Genomic DNA, 17932 nt, shown 5'->3' with positions numbered 1-17932 from the left:
GTAAAAAAAGCTATTGGGGAATTACTGCTTTTAATTGTGCCTGTTGTGGTTGAGTTGTATCCAAAATCTTTACGTAGGCTTGTTCCTCTTCAGTGAAAGGTTCAGCTTGTTTAATTTGTGAGGCTAATAAATCGGCGGTGGCATCAGCAATATCACCAGTGCGATTGTTCAAACGCTCTTTTAGAACTTCCAGGGGTGCTGTGCATTGGATAATCTGAAAAGGAAGTTGGTGTTTCGTAGCTTGAGCGATCGCATCTTGCCGTAACTGCTGTTTATCATACTTGGCATCCAAAATCACCGAAAAACCTTGATTAGCCAGTATAATTCCCAATTCCAACAGCCGTGTGTAAGTTTTCTCGGTCATCTCCGGTGTATACAAATCATCGCCACCCTTTTCCCACAGAGAAATTCCCCCTAAATGTTTCCGCACTGCATCCGAACGAAGGTGAATTGCTCCCAATTGACGAGCTAAACCCCTTGCTGTGGTACTTTTACCAGAACCCGACAACCCGGACATCAAAATTACTTGTCCCAGCTTTGGTTTAGTGTAATCCCAAGCCTGTTTGTAATAATCAGAGGCGGTTTTTGTCGCTTCTTCCTTTACCGTCGCGGGTACATTCGGATCATCTAGCAAAAATGAAGTTACCTTAGCCCGGACATAAGCCTGACGACTTAAATACAAAGGCAACACCTGTAAGCCTTCCCAGTCTCCAGTTTGCTCTACGTAGGCATTCAAAAACGCATTACCCAAATCTTGACGTTGCCGCGCTTCTAAATCCATCACCGTGAACGCCACATCATACATCACATCGACAAAGCGAAACGGCTCATTAAACTCAATGCAATCAAACAGCAAGATTTTGTCGTGCCACAGCGCAATATTTCTCAGGTGTAAATCTCCGTGACATTCACGAATATAATCGTTCTGAATTCTGCTAGCGAATAATTCTGGACGTTCGGCAAAAAAGTTATCTGTATATTGCTTTGTTTCGAGAAATTGCGCCTGAGTCTGCGGACCACCAATATATTTATCAGTTTGCTGATAATTCTCGTCAATTGCAGCCCGAACTTTTGGTACTTCACCAAAACTGCTAATATAATCATTCGTCTGTGCTTCGGCATGGTATTTAGCCACCACCCGTCCCAACTCTTCTAAATGTGACTCATTTAAGTTCCCCTGTTCAAAAAGTGAACTTAATAGCGATTCTTGAGGAAACTGGCGCATTTTCAGCACGTATTCTACAGCCTCAGCCGTTCCCCCTAGCTGGTATTGCTCCCCTACCAAAGTTATCGGCAAAACTTCTAAATACAGTTCACCGGCACCGCGTTGATTTAACCGCAACTCTTCCTGACAAAAATGCTGCCGCTTATCCAACGTGGAAAAGTCCAAAAAGCCAAAATTCACAGGTTTTTTCAGCTTATAAGCGTAATCTCCAGTTAACAGCACATAAGAAATGTGGGTTTGAATTAGTTGAATGGGTTCTGTTACCGGATGGGGATAAAATCCCGGCTGCAACATTTGCTGAATTAAAGCTGGAAGAGTCACTTCTGTCATCTCTTTTCTTTGTTCTTTAAATACAAAAAAACCAGGAGTTCTCCCCTGGCATGATCAAGAATTATTACACAGTTTACCTAGCTTAAGAAACTGCTTCGGCTTCTGCCTCAATCTTATCCTCAGCGTTAATTTGCGGTGGCAAAACGCTGACAACAAGTCGCTCTGGTTCAGCTAGAGGTGTTACACCTTCAGGAAAAACTATATCACCAATACTCAAGCTGTCTCCCATTTGCAGGTTAGTGACATCGATTTCAATTACATCTGGGATATTTTCTGGCGCACAACTCACTTGCAATTCAGTGATTACGGTGTCTAACACACCACCATCTTGTTTAACACCAATAGCAGTTCCCACAAAACGGAACCGAACTTCTACAGTGGTGTCGCCGTGGCCTGCAACCGCGAAAAAGCTGAGGTGGTAAGGGGTACCTTTTGCTGGATGAATCTGAAGTTCCCGCAGCAGGGCTTTGCCGCGCCAAGGTATATCAGTCACGTTTAAATCAATCAAGGTGTTGTTCACTGAAGCTCTTTTGAGCAAGCGCTCAACAGTTTTGGCCTCAATGGTCAAAGAAATTGACTCTGTACCTTTATGACCATACAAATTGGCAGGTATGAGTCCTGAACGACGCAAAGCTCTGGGCTTGCTGCCTTCTGGACGTTTTAGAGATTCGACTGTAATAGCCATAGAAGTTGTCCTTTGTCATTTGTCATTTGTCATTAGTCATTAGTCATTGGTCATTAGCTAATGACCAATTTAAGCACTAAGCAGGGTAGCGGGTGTGCCGTCGGGATGCAATAAAGCGCGTTTGGGACCGTGAATTGGGTCTTCGACAATTATGGTTTGATCGCGGCTTGCTCCAAGTGAGACGATCGCGATCGGGACTTCCATCAATTCGGCTAAGAATTTTAGATAGTCCAGTGCTTGCGGTGGCAAGTCTTCTAGGGTGCGGCATTCAGTTGTTGAGACTTGCCACCCTGGTAAGGTTTTGTAGATGGGGCGACATCTGGCAAATTTACGGGAACTGGTGGGGAAATATTCGCTGTGATCGCCATCTATGTCATAGGCGACACAAACTTGGATTGACTCTAATTCATCAAGAACATCCAGTTTGGTCAACGCCATACAATCCATGCCGTTAATTCGCACGGCATAGCGACCGATCACGGCATCAAACCAGCCGCAACGCCGTTTGCGTCCGGTGGTTGTGCCAAATTCGGCACCGCGATCGCACAACAATTCTCCCAACTCTCCATGCAATTCCGTGGGAAATGGCCCCTCTCCCACACGGGTTGTATAGGCTTTCGACACCCCAATTACCCGATCAATCATTGTCGGGCCTACCCCAGTACCAACGCAAGCCCCCCCCGCCACCGGGTTAGAGGAGGTGACATAGGGATAAGTTCCGTGATCTAAGTCCAGGAGCGTACCTTGTGCGCCTTCAAACAAAATATTGCGTCGTCGCCCAATCGCATCAGATATTTTGAACGATGTATCAACAACATAAGGCCGCAAGCGTTCTGCATATCCCAAATACTGTTCAATCACCTCTTGTGGATCTAGAGGCGGCAAGTTGTAAAGCTTTTCTAAAATGACGTTTTTATAATTAATCGTCCACTCCAACTGCTCACGTAGCCCATCGGGGTCCATTAAGTCTAAAACCCGAATCCCTATACGTTCAGATTTGTCCGCATAAGTCGGCCCAATGCCCCGACCTGTTGTGCCGATCTTATGGGTTCCCCGTCGTTCTTCGGATGCCTGATCAATCAACCGATGATAAGGCATGGTTACGTGGGCTGTCTCAGATATCAGCAGGTGGTCAGTGGAAATATTTAATTCTTTTAGTTGGTCGAGTTCTGCGATCAAAATCTGTGGATCAATGACTGTTCCACAGCCGATTATGCAATCGGTATTTGGATACAAAATACCAGAGGGAATTAAGTGCAGCTTAAAGGTCTGACCTTTGACTACAATCGTGTGTCCAGCATTCACACCCCCTTGGTAACGTACCACAACATCTGCCGAACGGCTGAGTAAGTCAGTTATTTTACCTTTTCCTTCATCGCCCCATTGGGCACCTATGACAATGACGTTAGCCAAGAGCTTATATTAAGAAGTAAAGTTTCCACAAACTATAATTATCAACATATTCTTGGAATCATGTCAAGCTAATTCTCGAATAATCTCGCTGTTTTGAATTTGCTAGGGTAGCACAGCTAGCTGGTAAAATAACTAATTTGTCACGTATCTGCTGAATTTACATTTCGTTACATACTTGGAAATTTTCCCGCCCACTTACTTAAAACCTGGAACGATCTGCGAAAAATCACAATTGAAGCGCCTGGGATATTAAATGTCACCTTGATATTGTGAGTGCGGCTGATCAATTTAGACAAATGATGATCGAAGCGCTATTTCGCGCTGATAAATTTGTAGATAAATGGGAGCATGAATTTTCATGGTATTGAATCTAAATTTTAGCGTCAAATTATGAACTAGCGGGACTTCAACTCACGTTTATTGATGTTGAAAACGATGAGTATAATGGGCAAAAGTTAACAGACGCGATCGCAGTCTCTAACTTATATTTATCTTTCTAGAAAGATAAATATATATTTACAAATGGTTGAGATTAGCACTTATCAGCCTTAAATAAGAGATGCTTATCCTAATCATCAAAAAATTATCAGTTTGTCACTACAATCGGATAATTTTTTTGGGATAATTGTATAGAAATAATTTGACTTTGGGGATTTCCCAATTATGAACCCTAACCTTAAAGATATATCCGTCAATTCGTCCCGCCGTCGAATTCTCAAAACTGCTCTCACCTTTGTGACTGGGTTAACCACGACATCACTGCTATCTTTTTTGATGACCAAATCCCCAAAGCCAGCACAAGCAATTGTTGTGCAACGACCAAATGAGTTTGAACTTAAGGGCGAAGGTATTTACATCAAGTATTCGATTCTCAATGGGGTTTCACAGCTTGATTACAGAAGTCAAAACATTTCCCAGCATTTCAGTGGTGATCAAATTAAGACGTTGGCTACTGATATCGGTACACTTGTGACGGTAATTATTAGCAAACCACCAAACCCTGACTTGGGAGGAAATATAGTCAAACTGAGCTTCCTTTTACCAATTATCAACCTAGTTATCGGGACTAAAGAAACTACTGTTCAAACCGAAGCGATTTTAACTACTGAAAAAACATCAGGATTTATCCGTACTCCCCTGTTGGGACAATTACAGTCATATCAGACTATCGTACTCAAGGGAACCGCTAGATACCGCTAAATAGAGCAGCTATATTACACCCATTTTTTTGTAACCAAATATTTCAAATCAGTTAGTACCTGTCTAAATAACTAAAAAAATCAATGTGAGGTGATAATGAAAGTTTTTAACTTCTATAAAATTAGCTTGGCTTCAGTCTTGTTAGCTACACCTTTATGTGTTTTATCCCTGAAAACAGTTGCACAAACTGCAATTATTCAAGAGCCAGGAGTTATTATTAATAGCGGTTCTACGAATACTTGCCAGTATACAATTCGCGTATTGCCATCAGGAAAGGCAACTTACACTGTTTGCAATAGGAAAGGTGCAGGTGAAATCAAAGTGAACACAGCTATAAAATTTTTTAATGACATTTTAGCAGCTCAACCACTGTCTAAATTACCATATAAGCCATGTCCAAAATCTGTTTCATTCGGTACATCAACTCAAGTCAGCTATCAAGGAAAAAAATCTCCAGATATTAGCTGTTCAAGTAATGATTTTAGAGTGACAAACCTGTATAGTGATACCAATAGCATTCGGGATGAATTGAAGTTTTCAACTTTCAGAACCAGTGGTGGTAATCCTTCCTTGTAGCTGGTATTCACTAATCCATCCAATCTTGTGGGGTAGGCATCTTGCCCGCCTTGGGCTACAGGCGGGCGAGACGCCCACCCCACAAGAAATTGTTAAGTATTTTTTTATTTGTCAGTCCCTAAGTCCAGGCTGGGGGTTTGGAACCGAGCGTTATGTTGAGTTTTTTCTTTCTGAGATAGAAGTCCTTTGATGACAGGCTTGATTAAAGACATTTTTAGCAGCATTGATGATGATAATTATCAACGCTCTGGATCAGAGGCTGTATCGTTGATTTCCAAACGGCATTGGCTAGACTATTGCTAAAAATGAATTTATATTAAAAATTAGCGGATTTATTTGTGACTATTATGTATAAAGAATTATCACCAAAAATTTAAATATTTACAACTTTAACAGATTGTATTTTATTACCTATGTTCTCAAGATCCTTAAAATATTCTCAGTATTTGTTTTTAATCTTTAATCTTAACTGATGTGCGGCAGAAAGGGCGATCGCATGCTCAAAAAATGGTATCAAGTTCCAAAGCTGAAAGCAATATTCATCCTAGCATTCGCACTTGTATTTACTAATTCTCTAGTCTTATATAGCAACACTGCTAACCTGATTCACAACCAGCAATGGGTGACATACTCCGATGAAATTATTACCCAGCTTGAAAGTATCCAATCTCGACTCAAAGATCCTGAAACTGCACAACGTAATTACCTAATTAGAGCAGATGCAGATGATTTACAAACTTATCTTGCAGCCAATCAACAAACTAATAGCAATATTCAGATTCTCAGCAAATTAACTGCTGATAACCATCAAAAGCAGCAGCCGAAAATTACCAACAGGTTCAACATTCTGCAACAAGAAATTTACCGCAGACATCGGCAGCAAATCTTATCTGATAAAGACAAGCAAATTGGCAAAGAGATCCAACAGCTGATTCACGACTCTTTAAAGGTGGAGCAAAATTTATTACAGCAGGGAATGCAGGAGTCACAAGCAAGTTCCCAAAAGGCGATAGTTACATTTTTTATCGCTGCTATTGTCGATTTAATGCTAGTGGTGCTGCTGTCTGATTTGTTGCGGCGTTATATCAGGCAACTTCAGCAGACAGAACTGGCTCTAAGCCAAAGCGAAAATCATTTACGAGCGATGATAGATGCAGAACCAAAATGCATCAAGTTAATTGCCAGGGATGGCACCCTTTTAGAAATTAATGCAGAAGGGCTGGCAATGATGGAAGTGGAAAGTGCTGATGTCTTGATTGGTAAACCAATTGATGCCGTAATTCTACCAGAGTATAGAGCAGCCTTTGCAGACTTGCATAAAAGTATTTGCCAAGGTAACAAGGGGACTTTGGAGTTTGAAATCGTGGGATTTAAGGGCACCCGCCGCTACATAGAAACTCATGCCGTACCACTGCGTAACGAATCTGATGGGACATTCAGGCATTTGGCACTGATGCGAGATATAACCCAGCAAAAACAAGTGGAAGCTCAACTTCTGCGATCGCAACGTTTGGAGAGTATCGGCACTCTCGCTTCTGGTATTGCCCATGACCTCAACAATATATTATCCCCAATTTTAATGTCAGTTCAACTGTTGCAAAAGAAATTGCCCGATCAGCAGAGTCAGCAAATATTGCAAACTTTAGAAAATAATGTTAAACGCGGCGCTAATTTGCTCAAGCAAGTTTTGTCTTTTGCACGGGGTATTGAAGGAAAACGGACAATTGTGCAAATTCAGCCTTTAATAGAGGAAATTGAGCAAATTCTCACTCAAACATTCCCCAAATCGATCACCTGCCAGATAGATATTCCCAAAAATCTCTGGTACGTCCGTGGAGACATAACTCAACTGTATCAGGTGCTGATAAATTTACTAGTCAACGCCCGCGATGCCATGCCCAATGGCGGCATTTTAAGGATTGTAGCAGAAAATGTGGTAATTGGTGAACATTCAGCTCAGATAAATATTGATGCCAAAGTGGGTTCTTATATTGCGATCGTGGTGACGGATACTGGTATGGGGATGTCCTCGGAAGTCCAAGAACAGATTTTTAAACCATTTTTCACCACCAAAGAGGTAGGCAAAGGTACAGGTTTAGGACTTTCTACGACGTTGGGTATCATTAAAAATCACGGTGGTTTTGTCAATGTTTACAGTCAGTTAGGCAGAGGTACTCAATTTACAGTGTATTTGCCTGCCTCAACATCCAGAGACATACATTTACTCTCTCCAGAACTGGAATCAGTTATAGGAGATGGCTAATTAATTTTGGTGGTGAAAATATTACAGACTACAAAAATCCTATCAACTAAAACTTTCTGCCCACGTTGGAAATTGGTTAATAGAAATAAAAAATATTAGTTAATATGATACGCCGTTATCACTATTCTCTTGTCTGGACTATATACGGACTCGACTCTTGGGTATTCGTTATGAATCCACCATACTTTTATTCTATTAGATTGTGCAGGTGCGCTACCTGAGATTGATACCCTGCCTAAATCATTAAGTTTTCAAAAGTATTTGAGTCGAGAACCGTACAATTAAAAGCTGTTAGTCCCTGTATTTGATGTCTGTTTACGGTCATAGCTACCCTGGTAAGTCGTAAAAATTCTATATCCCGGTAATACTAAAGCAATTCCAGTGTCGATGTGTAGACGTTCCAAAATTCGATCAAGTTTTGCGGTACAATGTGCAACTGTTTGCCGCGATCGCGTAAGTTTAAAAGTGAGAAAAATTAAACTACTGAGTTTGATATTAATTAGTTTGGCAATGGCGTTATGGTTGAATTTGCGTTCCTCAACACCGTCAATACCGACTGTTGCATCTTCACCACCAAAAACTATTCGCTACTTCCAGCGCACTTTGCCCCAAAGCATAGCTCATATCCTGTTGATTCCAGCTAATAGCAGATTTTTGGTAACTCCTGCACTATCACAGAAGGTAGCTACTGTAGAGGAATTTGCCCAGAAGCATCGAGCCGTAGCTATTTTGAACGCAGGCTTTTTTGACCCAGTTAACCAAAAATCTACATCATATATTGTCCGACAAGGGAAGTTGGTAGCTAACCCCAAGGAAAACGAGCGTCTGGTGAACAATCCCAACTTAAAACCTTATCTGAGTCAAATATTCAATCGCACAGAATTCCGCCGCTACTTATGTGGGCAAACTATCAGTTATTCGATTGCTTTACATAGTGAGTCACCACCAGCAGGTTGTCAGTTAGTCGATGCTATAGGTGCAGGCCCACGCCTGTTACCAGAACTCACGTTAGTAAAAGAGGGCTTTGTGGATATTGCCAATAAACGAGATGCACTTGGCAGCAACCAACCCAATGCCAGAACTGCCGTAGGTATTACCCGTGATGGCAGCGTTGTTTTAGTTATGGTAGCTCAAAAACCCTCGGCTCCCGCTAATGGGGTATCCTTGCCAGCATTAGCTGATTTGATGAAAACTCTTGGTGCTGATAAAGCGATGAATCTGGATGGGGGAAGTTCGTCTTCCCTTTATTACAATGGCAAAACCTTTTACGGGAAGGTTGATTTGGAGGGAAATTCTATCAAGCGTCCCGTGAAGTCGGTTTTGCTGGTTCAAGAAAACTAATATTGAACAGTATCATCGTAGCTATTGCCCTCTGCCGCCATTATCTAAACTGCACAAACTCCTATTATTGGGGCTATGCCTACCCACTGGTAGATTTTTGCGATCGCCAGATTGATGCGATCGCAATTGAGTCACAATGATAATAGGCAATCATTGAAGGTGCTGTCATGCTTCGTCTACCTCAAATTATTCGGAACTTGTTCCTTCGTTTTGAAGGCTTGTTTGGTGTTTTATTCCAAAGCGTTTCTAATTTTTTCGGAAATATATTTGGTTTTTTTGCCCAGCTGTTCGGATTTACTAACTCTGGTTATTTCTTGGAATCTGATGAGGTGCAAGGTATAAAGGAAGCTTCTGCTAAACAGCCAATTGAAAAGGTTCAGAATAACACTGCTAAAATTCCCACCACTAACAGTCGTCCTCCTAATGCCAAACTTGACGACTACTACCTGAATATGGCTCGTGATGTGAAAAAGAAATAACAAAAGCCATCAATTGCAGGATTATCTTAGTAATGCGTAGACGCATTCGCGGAGCGTCTCGTAGAGAAGCGGCTTGTTCTTAAGAACGTGGATTAAATAAAATAGCAAAACTTCCTTCATCTTGCCTCTAGCTTCCCTCTCCTTTATCAGGAGAGGGATTGAGGGTGAGGTAAGCAAGCTACGCGCAGCGTCTCGTAGAGAGCTTCACCTGTAAGGGTCTTGGGGAAACCCCATGAGCGACTGCCCTCGCAGAGTTTTTCCAAAGAGAATTCGCTACGAACTATGAAATGCTGTACTAAGAAAAATTTTAGTTACTTTAAGTCTAGCTCTTGCCTTTTTTGGTGGAGCATGAGTATATGATCACTTTCTTCCAAAAGTGATATCGCCTGCACTCCTGTAGTGTGAGGGCGCTTTTATGAAAAATCACCCAGCCACAATTAACGGATTTAAATCTGTTTTGGCGTAGCCCGCACTTCTCTACGAGACGCTGCGCGTAGATACCTTCTATAAAATTACATCCAGTTTGAGGCTGGACAAGAGCTAGAGAGATTTTTGAGATGGAATATTTAGTTGATTTTTAACTTACCAAATCAACTAAGGCGTTGCTTCGGAAGCGGACTACAGATGAAACTGAGCAACCGCGATAATTCTCCGATGTGAATACTGAAAGTGTGATATTAGCTTGACCGGGTTCTAAAATGCGTTTTACCTTGCAGGTTTGCATTTTGTTGTTGCAGTAAGCAATAATCCGATCGCCAGCCTTGACATCCAACGCTTGAATTTTCAATTAATACCAACCTTGCCAGGAGTTTGCTTAGTTAAAAGTAAAATATAGCAATATATTTTACTTGCTCAACAATATGAATGTTTTATTCACTCTAGCACGAAAATTAAAGTCCTTAATATTATCAATTTAATCTTAATGATGTCAAGTTGATTTATGCTCAAAATACTATCTAAACCGCGTCTATCTTGAAACCTGTAGTTCTTCGGTGATGAAAAGGATTTGCCCTCATCCCCCAACCCTGAATCCCAGATTTGGGATTCGGGGAGCCAGAATTTCAAAATCGCTCTCCCATATCTGGGAGAGCAATTTAGGGTGAGGACAAAAACTACGGTTCTCAACTTAAATGAGGTATAAATGCTGGATTTTCGGAAAATCAGGATAAAATCCCGACCTTTGCGCCACATCTAGGTTGGAGCCTTTGTTGAAAAATCGAGATGGTGGGAAAACTCTGAGCTAAATGTTTTTGAGTAGAGATTTTTTATTCTGATGTTTTTGTTACAATTATTGAAATTTTTAGTTAAAAATACCACTATGGCTTTATATGCTGAATTACATAGACATCTAGGCGGTTCGGTCGTACCGCGAGTTTTATGGCGATATTTTGAGCGACATTCTTCGGAGTTGATTTCCCGCTTTGCTGACTATTCAGAATTTGAAGATTTTTATACCCGCCCACGCAATACCCTAGATGAGTATCTAGAATTACACACTCTGGTAGAAAGTGTACAAACTGTGGAGACTTTGCCTTACTTTATCTATCGCTTGGTGCGGGGTGCTTACATCTTTGAAAATTTGGCTTATCTGGAACTGCGCTATACTCCCTATTTACGGACACCTGAGCATCTGAATCAATCACAGAGAATTGACAAGATGGCAGAAATTGTGCAAGTAGTTGGACTTGCTAGCCACCAGCCAGAATATCCAATTGTTACTAGCCAAATTCTCTGTATGCACACGCGCCTACCATATCAGGTGAACAAGGCAATTGTTGATTTGGCGGCCCAAAATAAAGAGTATATCTGTGCAGTAGATGTAGCAGGGGGTGATAGCTATTACGCCGATCGCATGGAAGAATGGATCAGCCTATATGATTATGCGCGATCGCTGGGCGTTAAGACCACCGGACATCTATATGAAACCACCGCCGGTTGTTACCCAGAATTATTACCCTATTTGATGCGGATTGGTCATGGCATTCAAATTCCCCTACTATATCCAGAGTTACTTAATGATGTGGCTAAACGCGGACAATGTTTAGAGGTTTGTCCGACAACTTACCTAAAAACTGGTACTTTGCAGGATATACGTCAACTCAAATTAGTTTTTGACCGTTGTTTTGATGCTGGGGTAGATATCGCTATCTGTACTGATAACGCTGGGCTGCACAATGTGCGTCTACCGTTTGAGTATGAAAATCTCTTAACTTACGACATTATTAACTTTGAACAACTACAAGCTTGTCAAGATGCAGCTTTCCGTCATGCTTTTGCTTGGCCTTACACTCAACGTCCCGCATCCCTGTTAAACGGTTTGCTGAAACCTGAACCACCTAAAGTTTTGGCAATAAAGGATAGTAATTAGCAACCACCTAGAGTTAAGCAGAAAGTCAGGTGATTTAATGTTAATTAATGTTGCGATCACTGATTTTTTCTGCTGGTGTAGAGAAAGCTTTAAGACATTTCTAGAAATTAAATGTGCGTTATCCAGAACCCTTGTGTTACCAGAAGCTATAAACTATAATTTATGGCATCTACTATTCAAGCTCTACCAACAGAAGTCGTATATCTCATTACAGCTGGTGAGGTAATCGACTCTTTAGCTTCTGTGGTGCGGGAATTAATAGAAAATTCCCTAGACGCAGGTGCAACGCGAATTGTGGTTTCTCTATGGCCGCAGCAATGGCGAATTCGTGTGGCAGACAATGGTTGTGGAATGAACTTAGATGACTTGCAACAAGCAGCCACAGCCCACAGCACCAGTAAAATTCGCTCTAGTGATGATTTATGGAAAATTAACAGTTTAGGGTTTCGTGGTGAGGCGTTGCACAGTTTGACGACTCTGGCAGATTTGGAGATTTTGAGTCGTCCTGTGGGTGGGAAATTAGGATGGCGGATTAGTTATGGCGATGGTGGGGAAGTTGTGCAAGTTGAAGTAACTGCGATCGCACCTGGTACAGTAGTTACAGTTTCTCATCTTTTCGGCAATTATTCATCTCGTCGTCAAGGATTACCCACAGCAGCACAGCAAATGAAAGCTGTGCAAGCCACAATTCAACAAATTGCCCTATGTCATCCCCACGTCACCTGGCAGATATGGCAAAATGACCGTCAATGGTTTACCATCTCTCCTGCCGCCACAACTGGCCAGCTACTACCGCAGATTTTACCGCAAGTGCGACCAGGTGACTTGCAAGAAGTGAAACTCGAAATCCCCAACCCTCCCCACTCCTGTACAGATGCGATTAATCGCGTCTCTCCTAACTCCTTACTAAATTTAGTGGTAGGATTACCCGATCGCACTCATCGTCATCGTCCAGATTGGGTACGTGTAGCCATCAATGGACGGATGGTTAAGACACTGGAACTAGAGCAAACGATATTATCAGCATTTCATAGAACATTACCACGCGATCGCTATCCAATTTGTTTTTTACATCTTGCCATTTCCCCGGAGCAAATTAACTGGAATCGCAATCCCGCAAAAACAGAAATTTACCTCAACGAAATCATTTATTGGCAAGAGCAAATTACCCAAGCAATTAACCAAGCACTCAGCATTTCTTCTACTAATCTTAAAGAAGCTGTCCACACAACACGAGTGAGTAAATTACTCAAAGCCGCAGAAGCCAAAGGCGGTTACAATTTCAATCCTCAAAATCCCAAAACTCCTAACCCTGGTACAAACGCGATTAATCGCGTCTCTCCTAACTCCTTAAAGGCTATCGCTCAACTTAGGAACACTTATATTGTGGCGGAACATTCAGGTGGTATGTGGTTAGTGGAACAGCACATTGCACATGAGCGAGTTTTGTATGAACAATTGTGTGATAATTGGCAACTTGTCCCCGTCGAACCGCCAATAATTCTTTATCAATTGTCGCCAGCGCAACTATCGCAACTAGAACGCATCGGTTTAGAAATAGAACCCTTTGGCGAACAACTTTGGGCAGTTCGTAACATCCCCGCACCTTTGCAACAGCGAGATGATTGTGCAGAAGCAATTTTAGAACTTAGTTTGGGGGGCGACTTACAAACAGCCCAAGTAGCCGTTGCCTGTCGCAGTGCCATTCGTAACGGTACACCCATGAACCAGCAAGAAATGCAGATACTTTTAGATAATTGGCAACGCACTCGCAACCCGCGTACTTGTCCGCACGGACGCCCAATTTATCTATCCTTAGAAGAATCAGCTTTAGCCCGGTTTTTCCGGCGTAATTGGGTAATTGGTAAAAGTCATGGAATTTGATGTTTTGGGTGAGACATCCTTTGGTGTCGTGTTGTGTACATTAACTAATTATTTGTCACTGTTAACAGATTAATGTCATTTTTAACAAATTAATGTCCATTAGGCATTCTGGATCAGCTATATCAAAGATGAACTGCTGTGGTCACAATACCAGTTTAACAATGCATGACTTATCAACTAAGGATGTCGGCGCAAATAAACTGTACTGGTGAACGAAAGTGCGTCTTTGACCAGAGAGGGTCGTCATTTGTCATTTCTCAATAGTAAGAGTTTGGAGGATATTTACGTTTCGTAATATAGTTACCTAATTTACCTGCAATCTTCTCTATCCTATAGGCGGAAGAAAATTGACAATATTTTTTTATAGCTATTTTCAGGTAAATAGACCACGTGCTAGGGGCGCAAGACCTTACCCCCCTACGAGGATTTGTGGTTCAAAGAAATGAAAATTGCTGTAAGTTGACAATTTTTTGTCCCATTAGTCCAAGAATTCCATGACTTTTACCAATCTTTCAACCCACCTATTTTTAAGAGAAGTTTGTAAAACTCTCCCCAAAAAAATTGTTATCCCACAAAAGCTTTATGGGGATAAAGGAAGCTTTCAACCCGCCTCTAGTTGGGAGGGGTGTTGAAACTCTGCGCTTCAAACCCTTGATTTACCAATAGTTATGAAGGCATTTTTGTCACGTCTCCCAAAACCGCCCGTCAGTTAATACTTAAAAAAGTAAATCAACTGACACATGAAAGGCTATAAACCTTATTAAACAAGCGATTTAAAGTTTTGGCAGGAGTCCCAGAGAAATCGCCCCCGCTTTACCATGCCAAAAAATAATTAAGGTGGGTTCCTCCTTGGTCGGAGGTGATTCAGTAGCCACCACTGCGGTAAACCCGCACCTCTATTACTGGGGGCGCACCTTATTCCTGTCCGCAAGGGACAGCAGCATCAAGGTGGGCAGCTACCAGGGTCAGAAAGCAAGACTGTTTAACAGCAGTCAAACTAACCCAAATTTACACAGTACAGAGGCTTATAACAAGCATGAACTGCGGCGCTGGCTTGAATCTCACTCTGAACTTGCTCTCGCATATTGTCCAATTTGGGTAGAACAATACTTCCAGCAGAGTATGTTTGGGCGATCGCAATAATCTCTTTGGACAGTAATCTGTCAATGTATTCCCCTAACTCCGATTCTCCAAACTGATTTGGTGCAGCAAGCATTTGGGCTATTTGGCGTTGGTGGGATAAAGACTGCTTTTGCTGTCGCTGTCGATTTAGCAGTTTGTAATTATCACCCAGTAGTTGTCTGATGTTGCGATAGGTAATTACTTGACCTGTAGTGCCGTCTACTACCGCTAGCGTTGCAGGTTTTTCTAAGCCGAGGCTAATACCAACAAGAATATGGGATTGTCCTTTATATAAAGGTTTAGTGGGGCGAGGAAAAGGGTTATTAATTCTCTCTAAGGTAGAGTTTTTGCGTTTTATATGGGCTTGCTGTTTTTCATTGAGGTCGCCTTTGGCTTTTGTATTGGTAATAATTTTAGCGATTTCTTCGGCTTTCTCTTCTCTTACTTGATTGGTTCCTTCAGTAGTCCATAGGCGGGTATCTACAGAACAGTAGAGGGTTAAGCGATTAACATTCCAAGGATCGCCTTTGCCTTCCTCTTCTTGCCAAGCAATACGCCCACTACGCAGAGTGAATAGGCTACTGGAGTGTTGATTTTTGCTATTTTTCTTAATTTGTTGATCTTCTAGGAAGCGTTGAAACCAGTGAAGGTGGCGAGAATCACAATACACTTGAAAACTATGCTCACTCAAACATTTGAATTTTACACAGATGCGCCCAAACTGGTTTTTAAACCAAGTCATGTCTTCGCTGGTTTCGTAAGCTACCGGGAAAGGTACTTTGCTAGATTGCCTTAAAAGGCTGTCTTGCCAAGATTTTGCCTCGGCTTCATTTGTTGGAACGTTATAAGTGGCAACAATAATAGTGTCTAACCATTTGGCAGATGTTAAATCTCTACCTTTGGGAATTCGTGTTTCTAGCTGTTCTCTGAGGCGTTCAATCTGAATTTCAAGTTTACGGCGACGTTGAGCAAATTTTTTAGGGTCTTCCTCTTTCTCGTTGATTTTGCAACCATTTTTGAGTAAATAGCTGATGGCGCAACGAGTCAAGTTATCTTCTGTGTTGCGGTAATTCTAAAATAAATTCTTTGATAAACTTTTGCTATCTGAATTTTTAGCTTTTTTGCGCTTTTTAGCTTTTTTCCCATTCGTTGATTGAGTTTCAGCAGTATTGAGAGGAGCAAATTGAACCAAAATTTCAGCAGCTTTAGTGCGAAGACTATCTAAGCTGACACCACTACTTTCTACCAATTCAACATCACTGTTAAGCATTTCCAACCAGCGATTTTTACCTTCTAGTTGGAACTGCGATCGCTTCATCAGGGCAAACCATGATTTATATATGTAATTCACCAATGCGATCGCACTCGTATAAAACCGTCCAGGCTGACCAATGAAAAGAGGATCAATTTTTAGAGGTTGGCAGAGTTCTTTGACAACACTAGTGGGGTGTTTACCCTTTTGTCGCCAAGTTTCAAACTCTGGGTGTTGATTTACCTGACGCAATAGTTTATTAATCAGTGGCGTATTTAGCTCTGCCATCAACTTCCATAGTTGCTGGCGTGATGATTCTGAGGCTACAAGACGACACTGAATAGTGATTTGGCTCATCGGTTTAAAACAATATTGTCTAATACTAACATATTTGTATTAAACAAGTCTTCTGTAAAATAAATTGTATGCAGGAGACATTTTTTACAAGCAAGGAAGCTGCTGAAATCACAGGCTGCACCCTTCGTCAGCTACAGTATTGGCGAGAGAGGGGGGTGATTGTTCCTGTAATCAGTGATACGGGGACAGGACGTAGTATTTATTACTCAAAATCCAATTTGCTGGAACTGGCTGCAATGTCATATTGGCTATCTGTGGGGTTAAGTTTTGACATAGCCAGCACCACGCTGAAAAAGCTGAAAGACCAGGAGCCGGAATTATTTACTTCAGGTAAAGGTAAGCGGTTTATGTTGTTGTCCCAAGCGCAGGAGCGTTCGCTTGAGCTTATGGAGTTTGACAGAAAAAAGGCGATCGCATCTTTAGATGCAGGTAAGCTTGTAATTCCGGTGTGGTTGGACGAGATTTATCAGAGGTTGGCGGTTAAATTGGACAAGTAAACGATGAAGTCAAGAAAAATAATAAATGAGCAATGAAGCGAATACTTGCCGTAAGTATGTGGAGCCGAAGTTAAAGGATGCAGGATGGGAGAGAGAATCCCATGCTTACTATGAGCAGTATTACTTTACTGATGGCAAGATTCGCCCGAAAAATAAGCGCCAACCTCGTGGCAAACGGAAATTTGCAGACTATTTGCTGCTATATAATGGAGAATTTCCCTTGGCGATAGTAGAGGCAAAAAGGAAACATAAAACTCCTGATGAGGGACTGGAACAGGCAATAGACTATGCCAATCTTCTAGGGGTAAAGTTTGCTTACTCCACTAACGGACAAGGAATTGTAGAGTTTGATTTCATCACGGGTAAGCAGTCTGATGTGATGGAATCGTTTCCCAGTCCTGATGAACTTTGGCGACGATTAACTGGGGAAGCGAAGGAGCAAATTAGAACAGACATAGCAGAAAAACTGTTAACTCCGTTTTATCCAATTCCAGATAAACCACTGCGCTACTATCAACGAAATGCTATTAATGCTGCACTAGCCGCAATTTTCAAAGGTCAAAAGCGCCTACTGCTGACAAATTTTTGATAATTATATAGAAAGTAGCATCTCTATAGAAAAGTTAGTAGGACGTGCAAATCTTAAGAATGGAAAATCTATCAGGGGAACTGAGCAAGCATCAGGAATTAAGTGCATAAGGCTATCAGCAATCAGAGATGGTCAGATAGATTGCACTGACTCTAAGCCAGTACCAATGAGTCACGAAGAAGCACAACAATATTTAGTCAAAGCTGAAGATGTTTTTATCGTTCGTGGAAATGGTAGCAAACATTTAGTTGGTCAAGCAGGGATTGTTAAGAAGTTTGCAGAAGGAACTATATTTGGTATCCGCTCAATAAGTTGCGGTAAGCAAAAATTATTAGCGATTGTTGAATCAAT

The 17932-nt window shown here is 41.6% G+C and carries 13 protein-coding genes and 2 pseudogenes; 10 read left to right on the top strand and 5 right to left on the bottom strand.

The features are described 5' to 3' along the window. Positions 1 to 10: 10 nt before the first annotated feature. The 3 genes from HWQ38_RS26475 to HWQ38_RS26465 all read right to left on the bottom strand — a co-directional run bounded on the left by HWQ38_RS26475 (position 11) and on the right by HWQ38_RS26465 (position 3653). A complete protein-coding gene (locus HWQ38_RS26475) occupies positions 11 to 1555 on the bottom strand; it encodes an AAA family ATPase (RefSeq protein WP_292799579.1) in 1545 nt (514 codons plus the stop codon). 82 nt (positions 1556 to 1637) lie between these two features. Beyond that, positions 1638 to 2240, bottom strand: a complete 603-nt coding sequence (locus HWQ38_RS26470; protein ID WP_292799576.1) for a 50S ribosomal protein L25/general stress protein Ctc — start codon at positions 2238 to 2240, stop codon at positions 1638 to 1640. A 69-nt stretch (positions 2241 to 2309) separates the two neighbouring features. Then, positions 2310 to 3653 (bottom strand): adenylosuccinate synthase, encoded by a 1344-nt coding sequence (locus tag HWQ38_RS26465; protein WP_292799573.1) that lies wholly within the window; start codon positions 3651 to 3653, stop codon positions 2310 to 2312. Positions 3654 to 4316: 663 nt separating this feature from the next. Between HWQ38_RS26465 and HWQ38_RS26460 the strand changes: the two genes are divergently transcribed. The 5 genes from HWQ38_RS26460 to HWQ38_RS26440 all read left to right on the top strand — a co-directional run bounded on the left by HWQ38_RS26460 (position 4317) and on the right by HWQ38_RS26440 (position 9512). After that, the gene (locus tag HWQ38_RS26460; protein WP_292799570.1) at positions 4317 to 4853 is read left to right on the top strand and encodes a hypothetical protein; all 537 of its coding nucleotides are present in this window, start codon (positions 4317 to 4319) and stop codon (positions 4851 to 4853) included. A gap of 96 nt (positions 4854 to 4949) precedes the next feature. Beyond that, positions 4950 to 5429, top strand: coding sequence for a hypothetical protein (locus HWQ38_RS26455; RefSeq protein WP_292799567.1), 480 nt, complete (start codon positions 4950 to 4952; stop codon positions 5427 to 5429). A 472-nt stretch (positions 5430 to 5901) separates the two neighbouring features. Next, positions 5902 to 7692, top strand: a complete 1791-nt coding sequence (locus HWQ38_RS26450) for an ATP-binding protein (RefSeq protein ID WP_292799564.1) — start codon at positions 5902 to 5904, stop codon at positions 7690 to 7692. Positions 7693 to 8157: 465 nt separating this feature from the next. Then, entirely contained in the window at positions 8158 to 9033 is an 876-nt protein-coding gene (locus tag HWQ38_RS26445) for a phosphodiester glycosidase family protein (protein WP_292799561.1), read from the top strand. 167 nt (positions 9034 to 9200) lie between these two features. After that, positions 9201 to 9512 carry a threonine dehydratase gene (locus HWQ38_RS26440; RefSeq protein ID WP_292799558.1) on the top strand — a complete coding sequence of 104 codons (312 nt, stop codon included), beginning with the start codon at positions 9201 to 9203 and terminating at the stop codon, positions 9510 to 9512. 577 nt (positions 9513 to 10089) lie between these two features. On the opposite strand, the gene HWQ38_RS26435 is transcribed toward HWQ38_RS26440, so the two are convergent. Further along, positions 10090 to 10299: a hypothetical protein gene (locus tag HWQ38_RS26435; RefSeq protein ID WP_292799555.1), complete on the bottom strand. Its 210-nt coding sequence runs from the start codon at positions 10297 to 10299 to the stop codon at positions 10090 to 10092. 531 nt (positions 10300 to 10830) lie between these two features. Between HWQ38_RS26435 and HWQ38_RS26430 the strand changes: the two genes are divergently transcribed. Both HWQ38_RS26430 and mutL read left to right on the top strand, forming a co-directional pair. Next, the gene (locus tag HWQ38_RS26430) at positions 10831 to 11880 is read left to right on the top strand and encodes an adenosine deaminase (RefSeq protein ID WP_292799552.1); all 1050 of its coding nucleotides are present in this window, start codon (positions 10831 to 10833) and stop codon (positions 11878 to 11880) included. 162 nt (positions 11881 to 12042) lie between these two features. Beyond that, complete coding sequence (gene mutL, locus HWQ38_RS26425) at positions 12043 to 13764, top strand: DNA mismatch repair endonuclease MutL (RefSeq protein ID WP_292799549.1); 1722 nt, start codon at positions 12043 to 12045, stop codon at positions 13762 to 13764. 997 nt (positions 13765 to 14761) lie between these two features. Here mutL and cas12k read toward each other — a convergent pair. After that, a pseudogene (gene cas12k / locus HWQ38_RS26420) lies at positions 14762 to 16495 on the bottom strand (type V CRISPR-associated protein Cas12k). A 68-nt stretch (positions 16496 to 16563) separates the two neighbouring features. Between cas12k and HWQ38_RS26415 the strand changes: the two are divergent. The 3 genes and pseudogenes from HWQ38_RS26415 to HWQ38_RS26405 all read left to right on the top strand — a co-directional run. Beyond that, on the top strand, positions 16564 to 16992 hold the full coding sequence (locus HWQ38_RS26415) for a MerR family transcriptional regulator (RefSeq protein ID WP_292799546.1): 429 nt from the start codon (positions 16564 to 16566) through the stop codon (positions 16990 to 16992). A 25-nt stretch (positions 16993 to 17017) separates the two neighbouring features. After that, positions 17018 to 17572: pseudogene (locus tag HWQ38_RS26410) on the top strand (type I restriction enzyme HsdR N-terminal domain-containing protein); the annotation flags it as partial. A 175-nt stretch (positions 17573 to 17747) separates the two neighbouring features. After that, on the top strand, positions 17748 to 17932 hold a 185-nt coding region (locus HWQ38_RS26405; protein ID WP_292799540.1), incomplete at its 3' end, for a hypothetical protein.

The sequence above is a fragment of the Nostoc sp. NMS7 genome (assembly GCF_017115085.1).
Taxonomy (GTDB): Bacteria; Cyanobacteriota; Cyanobacteriia; order Cyanobacteriales; family Nostocaceae; genus Nostoc.
Note: the sequence above shows the minus strand (reverse complement) of the source record. Positions and strands in the feature narration are given on the sequence as shown.

Bases quoted from the DNA above. Each gene is read 5' to 3' on its own strand.
- HWQ38_RS26475 (WP_292799579.1), bottom strand. From the start codon at position 1,555: ATGACAGAAGTGACTCTTCCAGCTTTAATTCAGCAAATGTTGCAGCCG.
- HWQ38_RS26470 (WP_292799576.1), bottom strand. From the start codon at position 2,240: ATGGCTATTACAGTCGAATCTCTAAAACGTCCAGAAGGCAGCAAGCCC.
- HWQ38_RS26460 (WP_292799570.1), top strand. From the start codon at position 4,317: ATGAACCCTAACCTTAAAGATATATCCGTCAATTCGTCCCGCCGTCGA.
- HWQ38_RS26455 (WP_292799567.1), top strand. From the start codon at position 4,950: ATGAAAGTTTTTAACTTCTATAAAATTAGCTTGGCTTCAGTCTTGTTA.
- HWQ38_RS26450 (WP_292799564.1), top strand. From the start codon at position 5,902: ATGTGCGGCAGAAAGGGCGATCGCATGCTCAAAAAATGGTATCAAGTT.
- HWQ38_RS26440 (WP_292799558.1), top strand. From the start codon at position 9,201: ATGCTTCGTCTACCTCAAATTATTCGGAACTTGTTCCTTCGTTTTGAA.
- HWQ38_RS26430 (WP_292799552.1), top strand. From the start codon at position 10,831: ATGGCTTTATATGCTGAATTACATAGACATCTAGGCGGTTCGGTCGTA.
- mutL (WP_292799549.1), top strand. From the start codon at position 12,043: ATGGCATCTACTATTCAAGCTCTACCAACAGAAGTCGTATATCTCATT.
- HWQ38_RS26415 (WP_292799546.1), top strand. From the start codon at position 16,564: ATGCAGGAGACATTTTTTACAAGCAAGGAAGCTGCTGAAATCACAGGC.